This is a genomic window from Pseudomonas sp. AC016 (genome assembly GCF_979253365.1).
Genome location: NZ_CEEDCC010000001.1, coordinates 3,654,389 through 3,672,240, shown reverse-complemented (window position 1 = coordinate 3,672,240; position 17,852 = coordinate 3,654,389). Strand labels below are relative to the sequence as shown.

Below are 17,852 nucleotides of genomic sequence, written 5' to 3'. Positions count from 1 at the left end.
GCGTTTGTAACGCAGACGCCACAAGGCGCGCCCCGAAAAGGCGGCGCGCTCAAGCGGGTAAAGTCAGGTTTGCCGGGTGAGCGGCCTGGATAAGGCCGCTGCGACTTCAGCGAGTGGCGCCAAGCTCTTGTTGGATGCTTGCGACAGTACGAGGCCAAGGTTTACCAGCCTGAACCTTGGCTGGCAATACCTTGATGGCTGCCAGGGCGGCAGCACGGTCAGAAAAGTTACCGTAGGTCACCACATACAGCGGCTTGCCCTGCAGGGTTTTCTTGAAGTAACGGTACTCGCCACCCTGCTCTGCCACGTAGGCCTGAGCCGTGGCTTCCGAGCTGGTGCCGAGGATCTGCACAACATAGTGGCCGGGTGCCTGACCGCTGTACCAGTTGCCACCGGCAGCCGGTTTGGCGGCAGCAGGCTTCTCGGCGGGTTTGGCGGCCGGCGCTGGAGCCGGTTTGGCAGTCGCCACCTGAGTCGGCGCTGGCGCAGGCTTGGCAGCCGGTGCAGGCTGAGTCATTGGAGCGGCTGGCGTCGGCGCAGGAATGGACGAGCGTGGCGTCTGAGCCGCAGCCTGACCGGCAGGAACACCGGCTGGCGGCGCAGTGGTGGCCACGGTCGGAGGCTGAGCGGGCGAGCCGGTTGGCACTGAGTCTTCGTCGGAATCACTCGAACCTGCCGCCTCGGCCAGCGGGCCGCGCATGACCGGTTGCGAGTTGCCACCCAGTGGTAACGGCATCGGCTGGGAGTTGCCCGCGAACTCGATGGCCGGGCCACCGTTGTTCGACTGCTGGGCAGATGGCGTGCCCTGCCCCAGAGGCAGTTGCGCCTGAGCGGAAGCAGGGTCACTGGCAGGTGTCTTGTCGCCACGGCCCGGGATCAGCACAGCGGCTGCCACGGCCACGAGCACGACAGCACCCAGAGCCAATACGTGTTTTTTCGGCATGTTGAACCCCATACTTGGACGCTTGACCGCAGAACGACTTGCGATCATCGCCTCGATCATTGAATCGCGGGCCACCTGGTTGATCGCCCCAGGCCAACCATCGGACTGTTCATGGATATCGGTGATCTGGTCGGCAGTAAACAATGCGATTCCCTGCCCTGCACCCTCCAGACGTTGAGCCAGATACTCCCGGGTTTCTTCTTCCGTATAAGGTTGCAACTCGATGACGTGAAAGCGCTCGCCCTCAACGTCGCCCTGCAGCTCGGCACACAACTGATCTAGACGATCGAGCAGTGACGGTTCGCCAAACAGGAATACGTGCGGGCGCCCTTCCGGCGTACCCGCTGCAAGACCCAGCAACGCTTCGAGCGCCGAATCGCCCAGTTGTTCCGCATCGTCAACCAGCAGGTACACTTCCTGCCCCGTCAGACCGAGCTGAACCACCTGCGACAGGATCGACTGCATTTCGGCATGGGCAACGCTCAGGGCCTGCGCGACCTGTTGCAGCACACCGGCCGCATCGCTGGCGCCCCGCGCCGAAACCACCACGCTCTGGACCGATTGCTTATTGGTGCTCGCCACCAGTGCCTGGCGCAGCAGGGTCTTGCCGCTGCCCTGAGGCCCGGTGACCGCCAGCAACAGCTGGCTGTAACGCGCCAGATGATGAAGCTGACCCAGCACCGGCTTGCGCTGGGCAGGGAAGAATTTGAAGCCAGGTACCCGCGCTGCAAAGGGGTCATGACTCAACTGGTAATGGCCGAGGAAGGCCTCGTCGGCGTGCAAACTAGTCATGGGTTTCCGTTAACCTCTAAGCTGATCCACCAGGGCGCGGTAATCCGCAACCAGAGTGGCCTGTAGTACTTCTTTTGGATAATCGTCCGTGATGACCGCTTCACCCATCTGACGCAGCAGCACCAGACGCAGGCGTCCGTCGATGACTTTTTTGTCGATTGCCATGTGCTCGAGGAAATGCTCCTCGGTCATCTCCTGCGGGGGCACCACCGGCAGACCGGCACGCTGGAAAAGACGTATGCCGCGGTCGCGGTCCTGCGCGCTGATCCAGCCCAGGCGCGAGGACATTTCCAGCGCCATGACCGTACCGGCGGCAACCGCCTCGCCGTGCAGCCAGACACCATAGCCCATATGCGTCTCGATGGCGTGACCAAATGTGTGACCCAGGTTCAATGTCGCCCGCACACCCGACTCGCGCTCATCGGCACCGACGACCAGTGCCTTGGCCGCGCAGGAACGTTCGATGGCCGTGGTCAATGCAGCCTGATCCAGCCCGCGCAACGCGTCGACATGCTCTTCGAGCCAGGTCAGGAACGGCTCGTCGCAGATCAGCCCGTACTTGATGACTTCCGCAAGCCCGGCGGACAGCTCACGCGCAGGCAGGGTATTGAGCGAAGTGGTATCGATCAGCACGACACCCGGCTGGTAGAACGCACCGACCATGTTCTTGCCCAGCGGATGATTGATGCCGGTCTTGCCGCCCACCGAGGAATCAACCTGCGACAGCAGCGTGGTCGGGATCTGGATGAAGTTCACGCCGCGCTGATAGCACGCGGCGGCAAACCCGGCCATGTCGCCGATGACGCCGCCACCCAGCGCGATGACCGTTGTGCGGCGGTCATGGCGGGCCGTCAGCAGACCGTCGAAAATGGTTTGCAGGGTTTCCCAGTTCTTGAACGCTTCGCCATCGGGAAGCACGATTGGCAGCACGTTATAACCGGCGAGCGTGCGGGTCAGTCGCTCCAGATACAGCGGCGCGACCGTTGTATTGGAAACGATGGCCACCTGGCGCCCGACGATATGCGGGGTCAGGAGTTCGGGACGGTCCAGAAGGCCTTCGCCGATATGGATCGGATAGCTACGCTCACCAAGCTCGACCTTAAGTGTCTGCATGTGTCCCCACGTTGATTGCCGGTTCGACGATTGCACACCAGGGTGCGTCAGGATGGCCATTGTGCCGGACCCTGTACCGTCGCTGTTTTATTGGTCGCCGAGGATAGCGCATTTTTGTCTGCGCTTTAACGGGGAGGAAGCTCGGCAAGACGAGCCAGTATGTCCAGAACCACCATGCGCGGTGGCCGCTCGTCGGTTTCGACCACCAGATCGGCAATCTCCCGGTACAGCGGGTCGCGAATGGCCAGCAATTCGCCCAGCACGCGAGCGGGATCCGCCGTACGCAACAAGGGACGATTGCGGTCGCGTGCCGTCCGGCCGACCTGCTGCTCGACCGACGCGTGCAGATACACCACTCGTCCGCCAGCGTGCAGCGCCTGACGATTTTCGCTGCGCATGACCGCGCCGCCGCCCGTGGCCAGGACAACGCCATCGGCTTCGCACAGTTCTGCAATCATGGCCTGCTCACGGTCGCGAAAGCCCGGTTCGCCTTCCTTGTCGAAAATCCAGGGAATATTGGCACCGGTGCGCAACTCGATTTCCTTGTCGGAATCCTTGAACGGCAGTCGCAACTCTTTGGCAAGCAAACGGCCGATGGTGCTCTTGCCAGCACCCATCGGCCCCACAAGTATTAAATTTCGCACAGAATCAACGACTCACAGCAATCGCCTGGTTGTTCATGATACGCGGTGTCAGAAATACCAACAGCTCGGATTTCGCCTCCGCCACCACGTCGCGCCTGAAAAGGCGGCCAAGATACGGCACATCACCGAGAAATGGCACTTTCTCTACAACTTTACTTTGCGTATTGGAGAACACACCACCGATCACGATGGTCTCGCCGTCGGAAATCAGCACCTTGGCGTTGACCTCGTTCTTCTTGATAGGAGGCACGCCCAGCACCGCATTGAGGTAATCAGGCTCGTCCTTGGTAACCTTGACCTCCATGATGATGCGGTTGTCCGGCGTGATCTGTGGCGTGACCTCAAGCGACAGGGACGCCTCCTTGAAGCTCACTGTCGTGGCACCGCTGGAGCTGGATTCCTGATACGGAATCTCTGTGCCCTTGAGGATCTTGGCAGTCTCCTTGTCGGAGGTGACGACCTTGGGCTGGGAGACGATTTCACCGTTGCCGGTCTTCTCCATAGCACTCAGCTCAAGGTCCAGCAGTGCATTGTTGGTCAGGAAACCGATCCCGACACCCGCCGTGGCATCTGGAGCACCCAGATCCACAAACGGAATGTTGGCCGTCAGATCGTTGCCCGTATTGCCTGCTTCATCGCCGTTATCGTCGAGACCGCCGACGCTCCACTTGCGCGACCGGTCGGTTCGCCCGCCCCAGCGCACGCCGATCTGCTTGTCATAGTCGACGTTGGCTTCGACGATTCGCGCCTCGATCATCACCTGACGTACCGGAATATCCAGCTGCGAGACGATACGGCGCAGCTCGTCGAGTCGATCCTGAGTCTGGTAGGCGATGATGTTGTTGGTGCGCTCATCCACAGTAATGGAACCACGCTCGTCCGCCTTGGACTCGGCGCTGGTGACCGACTGGAACAGCTTGGCGATGTCCGCTGCCTTGGCGTAATTGACCTGCAACAGCTCACGACGCAACGGGGCCAGTTCGGCAATCTGCTTGAGCGACTCCAGCTCCTGACGCTCACGCGCGGCGATTTCGTCAGCCGGGGCGACCAGCAACACGCTGCCGACCTTGCGCTTGTCCAGCCCTTTGGTCTTGAGCACCAGGTCCAGCGCCTGATCCCACGGCACGTTCTGCAGACGCAGGGTGATGCCGCCCTGAACCGTGTCACTGGCAACCAGATTGAGGTTGGTGAAGTCGGCGATCAGTTGCAGTACCGAACGCACATCGATGTCCTGGAAATTCAGCGAAAGCTTCTCGCCGGTGTAGACCGGCTTGTCGGCGGCGCGACGATCCACGTCCTCATTGGTCAATGGGCGCACGCTGATGGTCAGCTTGTTTTCGGTCTGGAACGCCGAATAATCGAACGCACCCGATGGTTCGATGGAAATGCTGGCCTTGTCGCCGGACGCTGTGGCGCTGACGAATTGCACGGGTGTGGCAAAGTCTTTCACGTCCAGACGCACGCGCAGCGGATCGGGCAATTGCGTCTTGGCGAAATCGACACGGATCTTGCCGCCCTGCTCCTGAATATCTGCAGCGATGCTGGCATTGCTCAGGTCGATGACCACGTTGCCTTCACCCAGCTCACCGCGCTGGAAGTCGACATTGCGAATGGCTCTGACGCCCGCAGGCACGTAGGGCCGCGCCGATGCCGGTGTGGGCGGCGGCACGGCGACCCGTGCAGCGCCCTTGGCAGTGGTCGGTTGCGAAGCCTGTGCGGCTGCTGCCCCCTGACCGATGACTACGAACAGGTTGTTGCCATCGACGCGTGAGCTGTACGGCGAAAGCGTCGTCAGGTTGATGATGACTCGCGTGCGGTCCTGCGCCTGCACAACCACCACACTGCGGGCATTGCCTGCGCCCAGATCACGGCTTTTGGTCGCCAGCTGGCTGGTCACGCCCGGCAGGTCCAGCGCAATGCGCGCAGGCTGCTCGGTGGTATAGCCGCGTGGCGCGGGCACCGGTGCATCGAAGGAAAGCTTGAGCTCGATTCGATCACCCGGCAGGGCTGCGACGTCGAGCGTCTTGAGATTGGCAGCCTGGAGAACCGGCGACATCATCGCTATCCATAACGAAACGCCGATAATCGAGAGAATCCGGGTCATGATCAATTTCCGTTGTGCGGTGCTGTACATGCTTGGCCTTACCCACTTCATGAGCGTTCTTTGAGGGCGATACTGCGCGGCCTTTCCAGCCAGGCCCCCTCTCCATCAGGAACTATTTCAATGACATCGACCTGCCCGTCGCTGACCGACACGATGCGACCGTTATTGCGACCCAGATAATCACCCACTTTCACGCGATAGACGCCTCCGGCCCCTTTCAACAGGGCGAAGATGCCGGAGTCGTTGCCGATGGTACCCACCATGTCGAACGACTCGATGTTGAAGCCTTCGAGAAACTGCCTGACGCGAGTATCGTCCGGCGCAATCAGACGCGAGCCTTTCTGACGATTGAGCGCATCGACCTTGACCGCAGGCTGAAACGGGCTGCGCAGACTGGCGGCGTTGTAGGTGAACGCCTCATAGGCACGAAACCTTGGCAGGGGCTCGATGGTGCCGCTCGGACGCGACTGGGCCTGCGCCACAAACTCGCTCAGGTCAGTGTAATCATTGCCCCCACCGCAACCGGCCAGTCCCGCCAGGACCGTACTGACGCACAACACACGCGCCACCCTCATTTCTTCAGCCCTTCGTCGTTGTAGCGGTAGGTCTTGGCCAGAATATTCATGCGCAACTTGGCAGGCACCTTGGGATCAGCCGGTTTGATATCGAAATCATGCAGCGTCACGATGCGCGGCAACCCGGCCACGCCACTGACGAAGGTCGCCAGATCGTGATAGCCGCCGACCACTGTGATCTGTATCGGCAGTTCGATGTAGAACTGCTGCACCGCCTCGGGCAACAGTTTGATTTCTTCGAACTCCAGGCCGCTGCCCAGACCGGTGCGGGTAATGTCTTCAAGCAGGCCGGGCACTTCGGTGTCGCTGGGCAATTGCCGAAGCAGCGCGCCAAAGGTGTTTTCCATTTCCTCCATCTGCTTCTTGTAGGGCTCCAGATTCGCGGCCTGGAACGCCTTGGTGGAAAACTGTTCCTTGAGCGAAACCTCACTGGCCTGCGCGTTCTCGAGCTGGGTTTCCATGTCCTGAATGAACAGGAAATAGCCGAGGGCGAAGATCAGCACAGCCAGCAGCACGCCGGCGATCGCCTTGACTGCAGCAGGCCATGAACCCAGGTTGTTGAGGTCGAGTTCGTTGAGTTCGACCTTGCGAAGCCCTTCCAGCCACTCGCTCATGTTCATGGCTTGGCTCCTTCGGCAGGAACCTGTACCTGCGGCTGGGTCTGGCGCACGGTCAACTGAAAGACGTTGGCCTGATCCACGGCACCCGCAGTCGTCGCCTTGACCTCGGTCAGGCTTGGCGCCTCCAGCCAGTCGGATGCTTCAAGATTACGCATGAGGTCGGAAACCCGGTTGTTCGATTCGGCCGCACCGGTGATCGCGATCAGTTTGTCAGTCATCTTGACCTGCGAGAAATACACGCCATCCGGCAGGGTGCGGGCAAGCTGATCGAACACCCGTCCGGTGATCGGGCGGTTGCCCTGCAGGTCCTGGATGATTTTCATGCGCTCCAGCAACTGCTTGCGCCGCGCTTTCAGGTCGCTGATTTCCTTGATGCGCACATCGAGTTGCGCGATCTCTTTCTGCATGAAGGTGTTGCGTGCCAACTGGTTGTCGATCGCCATACCGATATAGCGATCGATCAGAAACAGTACGCCCACAGAGACCACCAGCACGCAGACCAATACGGTCAGGAAGCGTTTCTTGCGCTCTTCGCGCAGTTCTTCACGCCAGGGTAAAAGGTTGATCCGCGCCATCAGTCGAAGCTCCTCAAAGCAAGACCGCACGCGATCATCAGCGCGGGCGCATCACTGGCCAGCGCTCCGGCGTTGACCTTGGAGCTGAGGGCCATGTCGGCGAACGGGTTGGCCACCTGGGTCGGCGTGCCGAGTCGGCGCTGAATCAGATGCTCCAGGCCGGAAATGGAAGCCGTACCGCCAGCGAGCATGATGTGATCCACAGAGTTGTACTGACCTGCCGCGAAGAAGAACTGAAGTGAGCGCGAGACCTGCTGCACCAGCGCATCCTTGAAGGGTTCCAGCACTTCACTGACATAGTCGTCCGGCAGCCCACCCTGTTTCTTGGCAAGCCCGGCCTCCTCCATCGACAGGCCATAGCGGCGCTGGATTTCTTCGGTCAGCTGGCGCCCGCCGAACAGTTGCTCACGGGTGTAGATGATGCGCCCATGGTGCAGGACGCTCAGTGTGGTCATGGTCGCCCCGATATCGACGACCGCAACGGTCAGCTCATCGTGACCGTTACCCAGTTGTGCAGCCAGCAGCCCGAACGAACGCTCAAGGGCATAGGCTTCCACATCGACGACTTTCGCAGTGAGGCCAGCCAGCGCCAGCGCGGCCTCGCGCACCTCGACGTTCTCCTTGCGACAGGCAGCCAGAAGGACTTCCACGCGTTCGGGGTTGCGCAGCGAATAGCCTTGCACTTCGAAATCGATGGCCACTTCTTCAAGGGGATAGGGGATGTACTGGTCAGCCTCGAGCTTGAGCTGATTTTCCATGTCGTCGTCCGAGAGACCGGCATCCATTTCGATCGTCTTGGTGATGACTGCGGAGCCTGCGACAGCGACCGCCACTATTCTGGCGCTGGTCTTGGCCTTGCCAACGACCCGTGACAACGCCTGACCAACCCCTTCGAGTTCGGCAATGTTCTTCTCGACGACGGCATTGGCCGGCAACGGCTCAACAGCGTAAGACTCGACTTTGTAGCGGGTTCCGGAACGACTCAATTCAAGGAGCTTGACCGAGGTGGAACTAATATCGATCCCTAGAAGGGTGTTGGCCTTCTTACCGAAGAGTTCGAACACAACCTGATTCCTATGAGTTTCCGTCACTTACGGAGTTATTTCGGGTCGGCGTCACTGCCAACAGCCTTGACAGTAGCGCAAATCACGCTTGGGGACGAAAAATGCTTATAATGCCCAGCGTTTTTTTCGTTTGAGAAAGCTTCAAGGCGTGTTCATTTGTAAATGCCTGCGCTTAACCCATTATTTTTTCTGGAAATCCAAAAGCCTTGATACGCCTGCTGAAGTTTTTCTGGTGGTCTCTCGTCGCGGTATTCTGCTCGCTGCTGCTCGGCCTGAGCGGCGCGTTCCTTTATCTGAGCCCCACTCTGCCATCCGTTGAGGCGCTGCGAAGCATCCAACTGCAAATCCCTCTGCGCGTGTACAGCAGCGACGGCAAGCTGATCGCCGAATTTGGCGAGATGCGTCGCACGCCGATTCGCTTTGCGGAAATCCCGCCCAATTTCATCAACGCCCTGTTATCGGCCGAAGACGATAATTTCGCCAATCACTACGGTGTCGATCCAAGCAGCCTGATGCGCGCCGCCACCCAGCTGGTGAAGAGCGGCCACATTCAATCGGGCGGCAGTACCATCACGATGCAGGTCGCGAAGAACTTTTTCCTGACCAGCGAAAGAAGCTTTTCGCGCAAAACCACCGAGATTCTTCTCGCCTTGCAAATCGAGCGCCAACTGACCAAGGACGAGATTCTCGAGCTGTACGTCAACAAGATTTATCTGGGCAACCGGGCCTATGGCATCGAGGCGGCGGCGCAAGTCTACTACGGCAAATCGATTCGCGATGTAAGCCTTGCGCAAATGGCCATGATTGCCGGTTTGCCCAAGGCACCGTCACGTTTCAACCCACTGGCCAACCCCACCCGTGCCAAGGAACGCCGCGACTGGATCCTGGGCCGCATGTACCGTCTGGGCAAGATCGACCAGACCGCGTATCAGGCCGCTCTGAACGAGCCGCTGAACGCCAGCTACCACGTTCCTACCCCTGAAGTTAACGCGCCTTACATCGCGGAAATGGCACGTGCCGAAATGGTCGGCCGCTACGGCAGCGACGCCTACACCGAGGGTTTCCGGGTTACCACCACCGTCCCGAGCGGCTTGCAGGAAGATGCCAACAAGGCGATTCAGCGCGGCCTGATCGACTACGACCAGCGTCATGGCTATCGCGGACCGGAAAGCCGCTTCCCCGGCATGACCCGCGCTAACTGGGCTCAGGAACTGACCAAACAACGCACGATCAATGGCCTGGAGCCTGCCATCGTGACTCAGGTCGACAAGACTGGCCTGAAGGTTCTGACCCGTAACGGCGAGCAGGAAGAGACGGTCGAGTGGAGCACCATGAAGTGGGCGCGACCTTACCTGAACACCAACAGCCTGGGCGCCAATCCCAAGCAGCCGGGTGACGTCGCCAAGGTCGGCGATCTGGTTCGCCTGCTGCGTCAGGACGACGGCTCGCTCAAATTCAGTCAAATTCCCGTCGCGCAAAGCGCACTGGTGTCACTGGATCCGCAGAATGGTGCCATTCGTGCACTGGTGGGCGGCTTCGCGTTCGAGCAGAGCAACTACAACCGTGCCATGCAGGCCAAGCGTCAGCCGGGCTCCAGCTTCAAGCCGTTCATCTATAGCGCCGCGCTGGACAATGGCTACACCGCGTCCAGTCTGGTGAACGATGCTCCTATCGTGTTCGTCGACGAATACCTGGACAAGGTCTGGCGTCCGAAGAACGACACCAACACCTTCCTGGGTCCGATTCGCCTGCGCGAAGCGCTGTACAAGTCGCGTAACCTGGTTTCGATCCGTCTGCTCCAGGCCCTGGGCGTGGACAGCACGATCGACTACGTTACCCGCTTCGGCTTCGCCAAGCAGGACCTGCCGCGCAACCTGTCGCTGGCACTGGGTACGGCAACACTGACGCCGATGGAAATCGCCACCGGCTGGAGTGCGTTTGCCAACGGCGGCTACAAGGTCAGTCCTTATCTGATCCAGACCATCGAAAACCGCGACGGCCAGACGATATTCGCCGCCAACCCGCCAAGCGTTCCGGCTCATGACGTGAAGACTGCGCCGGACACGTCGACCTTTGCGGTACACGACAGCCCAAACCTGACGACTCCATCCTCCACGACGCCTGTCGAACCTCAGGCACCAGCCGTGGCGGAGCGTATCGTCGACAGTCGCACCACCTTTATCCTCAACAGCATGTTGCAGGACGTGATCAAGCGCGGCACCGGACGTCGTGCGCTGTCGATGAACAGGCCTGACATTGCGGGCAAGACCGGTACGACCAACGAATCCAAGGATGCGTGGTTCTCGGGCTACAACGCCGATTACGTGACCACGGTCTGGAGCGGTTTCGACCAGCCGGAAAGCCTGGGACGCCATGAATTCGGCGGCACGGTTTCCCTGCCGATCTGGATGGACTACATGAGCGCGGCATTGAAAGACAAGCCGCCGCATCAGCAGGCAGAACCGGATGGCATCCTCAGTCTGCGCGTCGACCCGGTCAGCGGTCGTGCGGCCACGCCGAGCACGCCGAATGCGTTCTTCGAACTGTTCAAGAGCGAAGACACACCGCCAAGCGTCAACGAACTGGGCGGCGGCAGCGCTCCGGGCAGCCCGCTCCCAGCAGACGAGTCAGCGCCGATCGACCTGTTCTGATGCATTGATAGGGACGCAGAGCGTCCCGAGAGACATTCCCACGCGGAGCACTCATCGTTATACACAAGTCAGCCTCAACACTGATCGTGCCCATCGCTCCGCGTGGGCATGCCTCCCGTGACGCTCCGCGTCACAAATGGCACAGACTGAGGATTCAGTCAGCTGAGCGCATGACGTGGAAAGCGCTGGAGCTTGGGCACACATCTGCGCCACATTCGAGAGCGGACGCGGAGCGTCCTGAGCGGCATTCCCACGCGGAGCGTAGGAACGATCAGCGTGATCTCAAGCACGCCGATCATGCCCATGCTTGTGCTCGGCGTTATACCCGAGTCTTGCTGCGACCACGGGGTATGCGTTCAGTCAGTCACTTTCGTTTTGCCCCCCGTTTTGCGCGTCTTGCGGACTTGTGTATAACGATGAGCGCGGAGCATGGGAGCGAGCAGCGTGATCTCAAGCACGCCGATCATGCCCATGCCTGTGCTCAGCGTTATACCGAGCCTTGCTACGACCACGGACTGTGGGAGGCGGCTTGCCGGCGATGCTTTTTCTGAAGCGACCTATCAGTGACTGAACTGAGCCATCGCCGGCAAGCCGCCTCCCACGGTATATGCATTCAGTCAGATACTTACGTTTTGGCCCCGTTTTGCGCGTCTTCCAGACTTGTGTATAACGATGAGCGCTCTGCGTGGGCATGCTGTCCGTAACGCATACCTGCACGACCGACAGTCGCCCCGACAATTTTTACTTACTCCAAAACCGTCGAGCCCGGTATGATCGCGCGCCCGATTCACCCGGAAGTCTGAATTCAAATGAAACCCACCTTGATCGCCGCCGCAGAACTCGATCGCATCGATACCTGGGCCAAGTACTCCAGCCACATGTGCGGAGGCTGCGTGTCCAGCTGCTGCACGCTGCCGGTCGAAGTGAAGATCAAGGACCTGATCCGCATCGGTATCGTCGATGATTTCGAACGCGGCGAGCCTGCGAAGAACATCGCCAAGCGGTTGCAGAAGGAAGGGATCGTCGAGCGCTACAACCAGAAGACCGAAATCTTCACCCTGCAGCGCATGAGCAACAACGACTGCCTGTATCTGGATCGCAAGAGCCGCCTGTGCACCATCTACGACAAGCGCCCGGATACGTGCCGCAACCATCCCAGGATCGGCCCACGTCCCGGCTACTGCGCCTACAAGCCCAAGGCTGTCGTGCGCCCGGAAAGTGGTTCGCTCAGAAACGCCACCAGCGCGCCTGTCCCGAAGTTCTGAGCGACTTCCTGATGTGACACGGAGCGTCACGGGCTGCATGGTCACGATCATCTGTAACGCATGATCGTTCCTACGCTCCGCGCTCATCGTTATACCCAAGTCCGCCTCGACACTGATCGTGCCCACTCCGCGTGGGCATGCATCCCGTGACGCTCCGCGTCACAAATGGCACAGATTGCGGATTCAGTGAGCCGAGCGCATGACGTGGATAACGCTGGAGCTTGTCCAAGCATCTGCTCTCCCATGTGCCGCATGGAGCCAGGCTTTCATAAAACCCACACAAACAAAAACGCCCCCGGCCTTTCGACCGGGGGCGTTTTCGTTCAGCGAGGGCTAAGTATCAAGCCTTGGCTTTCTTGGCAGCGCGGGTACGCTCGCCTTCGTCCAGGATCTTCTTGCGAAGACGGATCGACTTAGGCGTAACTTCGCACAGCTCGTCGTCCTGGATGAATTCCAGAGCCTGTTCCAGAGTGAAACGAACAGGTGGAACCAGAGCGATGGTTTCGTCTTTACCCGAAGCACGCATGTTGTCGAGCTTCTTGCCTTTGGTTGGGTTGACGCCCATGTCGGTGTCACGGCTGTTCAGACCAACGATCTGACCGTTGTAGATCTCTTGACCGTGCTCAACGAACAGCTTGCCACGCGCCTGGAGGGTTTCCAGGGAGTAGGTCAGCGCCTTGCCGGTTTCAACCGAGACCAGAACACCGTTCTGACGGCCGGACATCTGGCCGGACTTCATGGTGTCGTAACGATCGAAGATCGAGGTCAGGATGCCAGCACCGTTGGTCAGGGTCAGGAACTGGTTACGGAAACCGATCAGACCACGAGCAGGGATGTTGTATTCCAGACGAACACGGCCTTTGCCATCCGGCACCATATTGGTCAGGTCGCCCTTACGCAGACCCATCTCTTCCATCACCTTGCCTTGGGATTCTTCCGGGGTGTCGATGGTGACGTTTTCGAACGGTTCCTGCTTGTTGCCGTCAACGACGCGGATGATCACTTCTGGACGACCAACGCCCATTTCGAAGCCTTCGCGACGCATGGTTTCGATCAGTACCGAGAGGTGCAGCTCACCACGGCCGGAAACCTTGAACTTGTCAGCCGAGTCGCCTTCTTCAACGCGCAGAGCAACGTTGTACAGCAGCTCCTTGTCCAGACGCTCCTTGATGTTACGGGAGGTCACGAACTTGCCTTCTTTACCGCAGAACGGCGAGTCGTTTACCTGGAAGGTCATGGAAACGGTTGGCTCGTCGACGGTCAGAGGCTTCATCGCTTCAACGTTCAGCGGGTCGCACAGGGTGTCGGAGATGAACAGCTCGTCCATACCGCTGATGCAGACGATGTCGCCGGCCGCTGCTTCTTCAACGTCAACGCGGTGCAGACCGTGGTGACCCATCAGCTTCAGGATACGACCGTTACGCTTCTTGCCAGTGGCGTCGATAGCCACGACCGGCGTGTTCGGCTTGACGCGACCACGTGCGATACGGCCAACACCGATGACGCCCAGGAAGCTGTTGTAGTCCAGTGCGGAGATCTGCATCTGGAACGGACCGTCACGGTCAACAGCCGGCGCAGGTACGTTGTCGACGATCGACTGGTACAGCGGGGTCATGTCTTCAGCCATGTCGGTGTGGTCCAGACCGGCAATACCGTTCAGGGCCGAGGCGTAGACGACTTTGAAGTCCAGCTGTTCTTCGGTGGCACCCAGGTTGTCGAACAGGTCGAAGATCTGGTCCAGAACCCAGTCCGGACGCGCGCCTGGACGGTCAACCTTGTTGATGACCACGATTGGACGCAGGCCGGCTTCGAAAGCCTTCTTGGTCACGAAACGGGTCTGCGGCATAGGGCCGTCCTGAGCATCGACCAGCAGCAGCACGGAGTCGACCATCGACATCACGCGCTCTACTTCACCACCGAAGTCGGCGTGGCCCGGGGTGTCCACGATGTTGATGTGGTAGCCGTTCCAGTTGATCGCGGTGTTCTTCGCGAGAATGGTAATACCGCGCTCTTTTTCCTGGTCGTTGGAGTCCATCACGCGCTCGTCGTTGAGCTCGTTGCGCTCCAGAGTGCCGGATTGACGCAGGAGTTTGTCTACCAGGGTGGTCTTACCATGGTCAACGTGGGCGATGATGGCGATGTTGCGTAGATTTTCGATCACTTGTGTATCTCGATCAGAGGATTCGGTCTGCTGACGGTTTAACGCCGGCGATTAACAGTTACTAGTCGGCAAAAGCCGTTACGGCTTGGCGACTGGTGTCGGGGGGCCGGTGACGCAAGCCACAGGCAAACAGCCCCGGGCACTTAGCTCGGTCGATAAACGCGCACATTGGCATGCCCCTCACTGAGCAAATGGTGAGCATGCAGGCGACTCATGACGCCTTTGTCGCAATACAACAGGTACTGGCGCGTGTTATCCAGTTCCTTGAAACGGCTGTTCAGTGCATAGAACGGCAGCGTTTGTACTTCTATGCCCGGCACCTGCAGCGGCTGGTCTTCCTGCGCATCCGGGTGACGGATGTCGATGACGACCTGACCGGCCAGCGCCTGGCTGACTTCTTCTATATCGACATTGCGGCTCAGATCGTCGATGACCCGATCGATCGAAACCAGCTTTGCGCGCTCGAGCGCCTGCTCGAGAATCGCCATGTCGAACTGTTTTTCTTCGTACTCAACGCGATTCCGCTTGGCGTTGGTCTTGGGGTTGACCGAGATCACCCCGCAATATTCAGGCATGTGCCGGGCGAAGTCGGCCGTACCGATCTCCGTCGCCTGATCCACGATGTCCTGCTTGTGACTGGCCACCAGAGGCCGCAACACCAGCTTGTCGGTCGCCGAATCGATCAGCGACAGGTTGGGCAGCGTCTGGCTCGACACCTGTGAAATCGCCTCGCCCGTGACCAGCACATCGATTTCGAGACGATCAGCCACGGATGAAGCAGCGCGTAACATCATACGCTTCAAAACTACACCCATATGACTGTTATCGACTTTCTGCAGAATTTCTCCGAGAACTTCCTCGAAAGGTACGCTCACGAACAACACTCGCTGGGAGCTGCCGTACTTCTTCCAGATGAAATGAGCGACTTCCATCACGCCCAGTTCGTGGGCACGACCGCCCAGATTGAAGAAGCAGAAGTGCGCCATAAGCCCGCGGCGCATGATCTGGTAGGCCGCAACGGTCGAATCGAAACCGCCGGACATCAATACCAGGGTCTGCTCCAGCGCTCCGAGCGGATAACCGCCCAGGCCTTTGTGCTGGTCATGAACGACAAACAACCGTTGGTCGCGAATTTCCATTCTGACCACCAGATCGGGCTTTTTCAGCTCGATTCCGGCCGCGCCGCACTGTTGACGCAACTGGCTGCCGACGTATTTCTCGACATCCATGGAGCTGAAATCGTGTCGTCCGGCACGCTTGCAACGCACGGCGAACATCTTGCCCGGCAGCAGGTCGGCGTAGTGCGCCTTGCACTTGGCAACGATGTCATCCATGTCGCCGAGCGGGTACTCGGCCACCTGCAGAAAGTTGGCGATGCCAGGCATGCAACTCAGGCGCTCGGTAATGCCCTGCAGCACTTTGGGGTCGGTCAGCCGGGTCTCCACCTCGAGGTTGTCCCATACGCCACCCACAACAATGTCCGCGTCCAGTTCCCGGAGCACGGTACGAATGTTCTTGCCCAACTGCCGGATGAACTTCTTGCGAACCGGCGGGCTTTTGATGGTGATTTCTGGGAAAACTTTAACGATTAGTTTCATGGAAACGGTGCGTGAGGTGCCGACCAAAAAAGGGGGGCGCGGATTATAGCGGAAATTGCTCACGGTTTAACCAGTTATCGTACGGCTAATCATCGACGCACCAAAAAGGGTCGATGCTTCAATTGTCAGCGCTATAAAGGTGCGCGATTTTTCTGAGAATCGTCATTTGACGCCCTGAAAGCCCCGGATTGAGGCAAAAAACCCAACACGGGGCACTGGCATGCAAATTGCTCCCTTGTGAGGCAGGTTGCCTTGGCAGAGTATTCGCGCCGGCATCACCCAAATTCAAGGGGCCCAAAACTATAAGGCGGTCCCTAGCCACCCGGAGGACACCATGTCGAAGTCGGTTCAACTCATCAAAGATCATGACGTTAAGTGGATTGATCTGCGCTTCACAGACACCAAGGGCAAGCAGCAGCACGTCACGATGCCTGCGCGCGATGCGCTGGAAGATGACTTCTTTGAAGTCGGCAAAATGTTCGACGGTTCCTCCATCGCTGGCTGGAAAGGTATCGAAGCCTCCGACATGATCCTGCTGCCGGATGACGAAACCGCCGTTCTCGACCCGTTCACCGAAGAGCCGACCATCATTCTGGTCTGCGACATCATCGAACCTTCGACCATGCAGGGCTACGATCGCGACCCACGCGCCATCGCCCACCGTGCCGAGGAATACCTGAAGTCCACCGGTATCGGTGACACCGTATTCGTAGGTCCTGAGCCAGAGTTCTTCGTCTTCGACGAAGTGAAGTTCAAGTCCGACATCTCCGGCTCCATGTTCAAGATCTTCTCCGAACAGGCTTCCTGGATGACCGACGGCGACATCGACGGCGGCAACAAGGGCCACCGTCCTGGCATCAAGGGTGGCTACTTCCCGGTTCCACCGGTCGACCACGACCACGAAATCCGTACCGCAATGTGCAACGCCCTGGAAGAAATGGGCCAGATCGTGGAAGTACACCACCACGAAGTTGCCACTGCCGGCCAGAACGAAATCGGCGTGAAATTCAACACGCTGGTCAAGAAGGCTGACGAAGTTCAGACCCTCAAATACTGCGTACACAACGTTGCCGATGCCTACGGCCGTACCGCTACCTTCATGCCGAAGCCTTTGTATGGCGACAACGGTTCGGGTATGCACGTGCACATGTCCATTTCCAAAGATGGCAAGAACACCTTCGCAGGCGAAGGCTATGCCGGTCTGTCCGACACTGCCCTGTTCTTCATCGGCGGTATCATCAAGCACGGCAAGGCACTGAACGGCTTCACCAACCCGTCGACCAACTCGTACAAGCGTCTGGTCCCAGGTTTCGAAGCACCGGTCATGCTGGCCTACTCGGCACGTAACCGCTCCGCGTCCATCCGTATTCCTTACGTCTCCAGCCCACGCGGCCGTCGTATCGAAGCACGCTTCCCGGATCCGGCAGCCAACCCGTACCTGGCGTTCGCTGCACTGTTGATGGCCGGCCTGGACGGCATCCAGAACAAGATCCACCCTGGCGACGCAGCTGACAAGAACCTGTATGACCTGCCGCCTGAAGAGGCCAAAGAGATTCCACAGGTTTGCGGCAGCCTGAAAGAAGCCCTGGAAGAACTGGACAAGGGCCGTGCGTTCCTGACCAAGGGCGGCGTATTCAGCGACGACTTCATCGATGCCTACATCGAGCTGAAAAGCGAAGAAGAAATCAAGGTTCGCACCTTCGTACACCCACTGGAATACGAGCTGTACTACAGCTGCTGATCCAGT

The 17,852-nt window shown here is 59.2% G+C and carries 13 protein-coding genes; 3 read left to right on the top strand and 10 right to left on the bottom strand.

The annotated features are described in order from the left end of the window. Positions 1–106: 106 nt before the first annotated feature. The 8 genes from AC0IXS_RS16605 to AC0IXS_RS16570 form a co-directional block, all read right to left on the bottom strand. Positions 107–1,735, bottom strand: a complete 1,629-nt coding sequence (locus AC0IXS_RS16605; protein WP_471825199.1) for an AAA family ATPase — start codon at positions 1,733–1,735, stop codon at positions 107–109. A 9-nt stretch (positions 1,736–1,744) separates the two neighbouring features. Then, a complete protein-coding gene (gene aroB / locus AC0IXS_RS16600; protein ID WP_471825197.1) occupies positions 1,745–2,848 on the bottom strand; it encodes a 3-dehydroquinate synthase in 1,104 nt (367 codons plus the stop codon). A gap of 125 nt (positions 2,849–2,973) precedes the next feature. Then, entirely contained in the window at positions 2,974–3,492 is a 519-nt protein-coding gene (gene aroK, locus AC0IXS_RS16595) for a shikimate kinase AroK (RefSeq protein WP_004882714.1), read from the bottom strand. Positions 3,493–3,496: 4 nt separating this feature from the next. Then, the gene (pilQ, locus tag AC0IXS_RS16590) at positions 3,497–5,596 is read right to left on the bottom strand and encodes a type IV pilus secretin PilQ (protein WP_057410477.1); all 2,100 of its coding nucleotides are present in this window, start codon (positions 5,594–5,596) and stop codon (positions 3,497–3,499) included. Between the two features lie 47 nt (positions 5,597–5,643). Beyond that, on the bottom strand, positions 5,644–6,171 hold the full coding sequence (locus AC0IXS_RS16585) for a pilus assembly protein PilP (protein WP_122517980.1): 528 nt from the start codon (positions 6,169–6,171) through the stop codon (positions 5,644–5,646). Continuing rightward, complete coding sequence (pilO, locus tag AC0IXS_RS16580; protein ID WP_004882717.1) at positions 6,168–6,791, bottom strand: type 4a pilus biogenesis protein PilO; 624 nt, start codon at positions 6,789–6,791, stop codon at positions 6,168–6,170. Before pilO ends, AC0IXS_RS16585 begins: the two co-directional genes overlap by 4 nt. Next, entirely contained in the window at positions 6,788–7,366 is a 579-nt protein-coding gene (locus AC0IXS_RS16575) for a PilN domain-containing protein (RefSeq protein WP_025993896.1), read from the bottom strand. The genes pilO and AC0IXS_RS16575 overlap by 4 nt, the downstream gene beginning before the upstream one ends. After that, the gene (locus AC0IXS_RS16570; protein ID WP_004882719.1) at positions 7,366–8,430 is read right to left on the bottom strand and encodes a pilus assembly protein PilM; all 1,065 of its coding nucleotides are present in this window, start codon (positions 8,428–8,430) and stop codon (positions 7,366–7,368) included. Before AC0IXS_RS16570 ends, AC0IXS_RS16575 begins: the two co-directional genes overlap by 1 nt. Before the next feature lie 209 nt (positions 8,431–8,639). Here AC0IXS_RS16570 and AC0IXS_RS16565 point away from each other — a divergent pair, with 209 nt between their 5' ends. Both AC0IXS_RS16565 and AC0IXS_RS16560 read left to right on the top strand, forming a co-directional pair. After that, the gene (locus AC0IXS_RS16565; RefSeq protein WP_371321594.1) at positions 8,640–11,081 is read left to right on the top strand and encodes a penicillin-binding protein 1A; all 2,442 of its coding nucleotides are present in this window, start codon (positions 8,640–8,642) and stop codon (positions 11,079–11,081) included. An 809-nt stretch (positions 11,082–11,890) separates the two neighbouring features. Further along, positions 11,891–12,346, top strand: coding sequence for a YkgJ family cysteine cluster protein (locus tag AC0IXS_RS16560; protein WP_029243170.1), 456 nt, complete (start codon positions 11,891–11,893; stop codon positions 12,344–12,346). Between the two features lie 340 nt (positions 12,347–12,686). Here AC0IXS_RS16560 and typA read toward each other — a convergent pair whose 3' ends face one another. Next, positions 12,687–14,507, bottom strand: a complete 1,821-nt coding sequence (gene typA / locus AC0IXS_RS16555; RefSeq protein ID WP_057409742.1) for a translational GTPase TypA — start codon at positions 14,505–14,507, stop codon at positions 12,687–12,689. A 143-nt stretch (positions 14,508–14,650) separates the two neighbouring features. Further along, the gene (thiI, locus tag AC0IXS_RS16550; protein WP_004882723.1) at positions 14,651–16,105 is read right to left on the bottom strand and encodes a tRNA uracil 4-sulfurtransferase ThiI; all 1,455 of its coding nucleotides are present in this window, start codon (positions 16,103–16,105) and stop codon (positions 14,651–14,653) included. Positions 16,106–16,439: 334 nt separating this feature from the next. Here thiI and glnA point away from each other — a divergent pair, with 334 nt between their 5' ends. Further along, a complete protein-coding gene (gene glnA, locus AC0IXS_RS16545) occupies positions 16,440–17,846 on the top strand; it encodes a glutamate--ammonia ligase (RefSeq protein ID WP_057409743.1) in 1,407 nt (468 codons plus the stop codon). Positions 17,847–17,852: the final 6 nt, after the last annotated feature.

What these genes read in the sequence shown, in the direction of transcription:
- pilO (WP_004882717.1), bottom strand. Translation starts at nt 6,791, where the DNA reads ATGAACATGAGCGAGTGGCTGGAAGGGCTTCGCAAGGTCGAACTCAAC.
- AC0IXS_RS16605 (WP_471825199.1), bottom strand. Translation starts at nt 1,735, where the DNA reads ATGACTAGTTTGCACGCCGACGAGGCCTTCCTCGGCCATTACCAGTTG.
- thiI (WP_004882723.1), bottom strand. Translation starts at nt 16,105, where the DNA reads ATGAAACTAATCGTTAAAGTTTTCCCAGAAATCACCATCAAAAGCCCG.
- AC0IXS_RS16575 (WP_025993896.1), bottom strand. Translation starts at nt 7,366, where the DNA reads ATGGCGCGGATCAACCTTTTACCCTGGCGTGAAGAACTGCGCGAAGAG.
- pilQ (WP_057410477.1), bottom strand. Translation starts at nt 5,596, where the DNA reads ATGACCCGGATTCTCTCGATTATCGGCGTTTCGTTATGGATAGCGATG.
- AC0IXS_RS16560 (WP_029243170.1), top strand. Translation starts at nt 11,891, where the DNA reads ATGAAACCCACCTTGATCGCCGCCGCAGAACTCGATCGCATCGATACC.
- AC0IXS_RS16585 (WP_122517980.1), bottom strand. Translation starts at nt 6,171, where the DNA reads ATGAGGGTGGCGCGTGTGTTGTGCGTCAGTACGGTCCTGGCGGGACTG.
- glnA (WP_057409743.1), top strand. Translation starts at nt 16,440, where the DNA reads ATGTCGAAGTCGGTTCAACTCATCAAAGATCATGACGTTAAGTGGATT.
- aroB (WP_471825197.1), bottom strand. Translation starts at nt 2,848, where the DNA reads ATGCAGACACTTAAGGTCGAGCTTGGTGAGCGTAGCTATCCGATCCAT.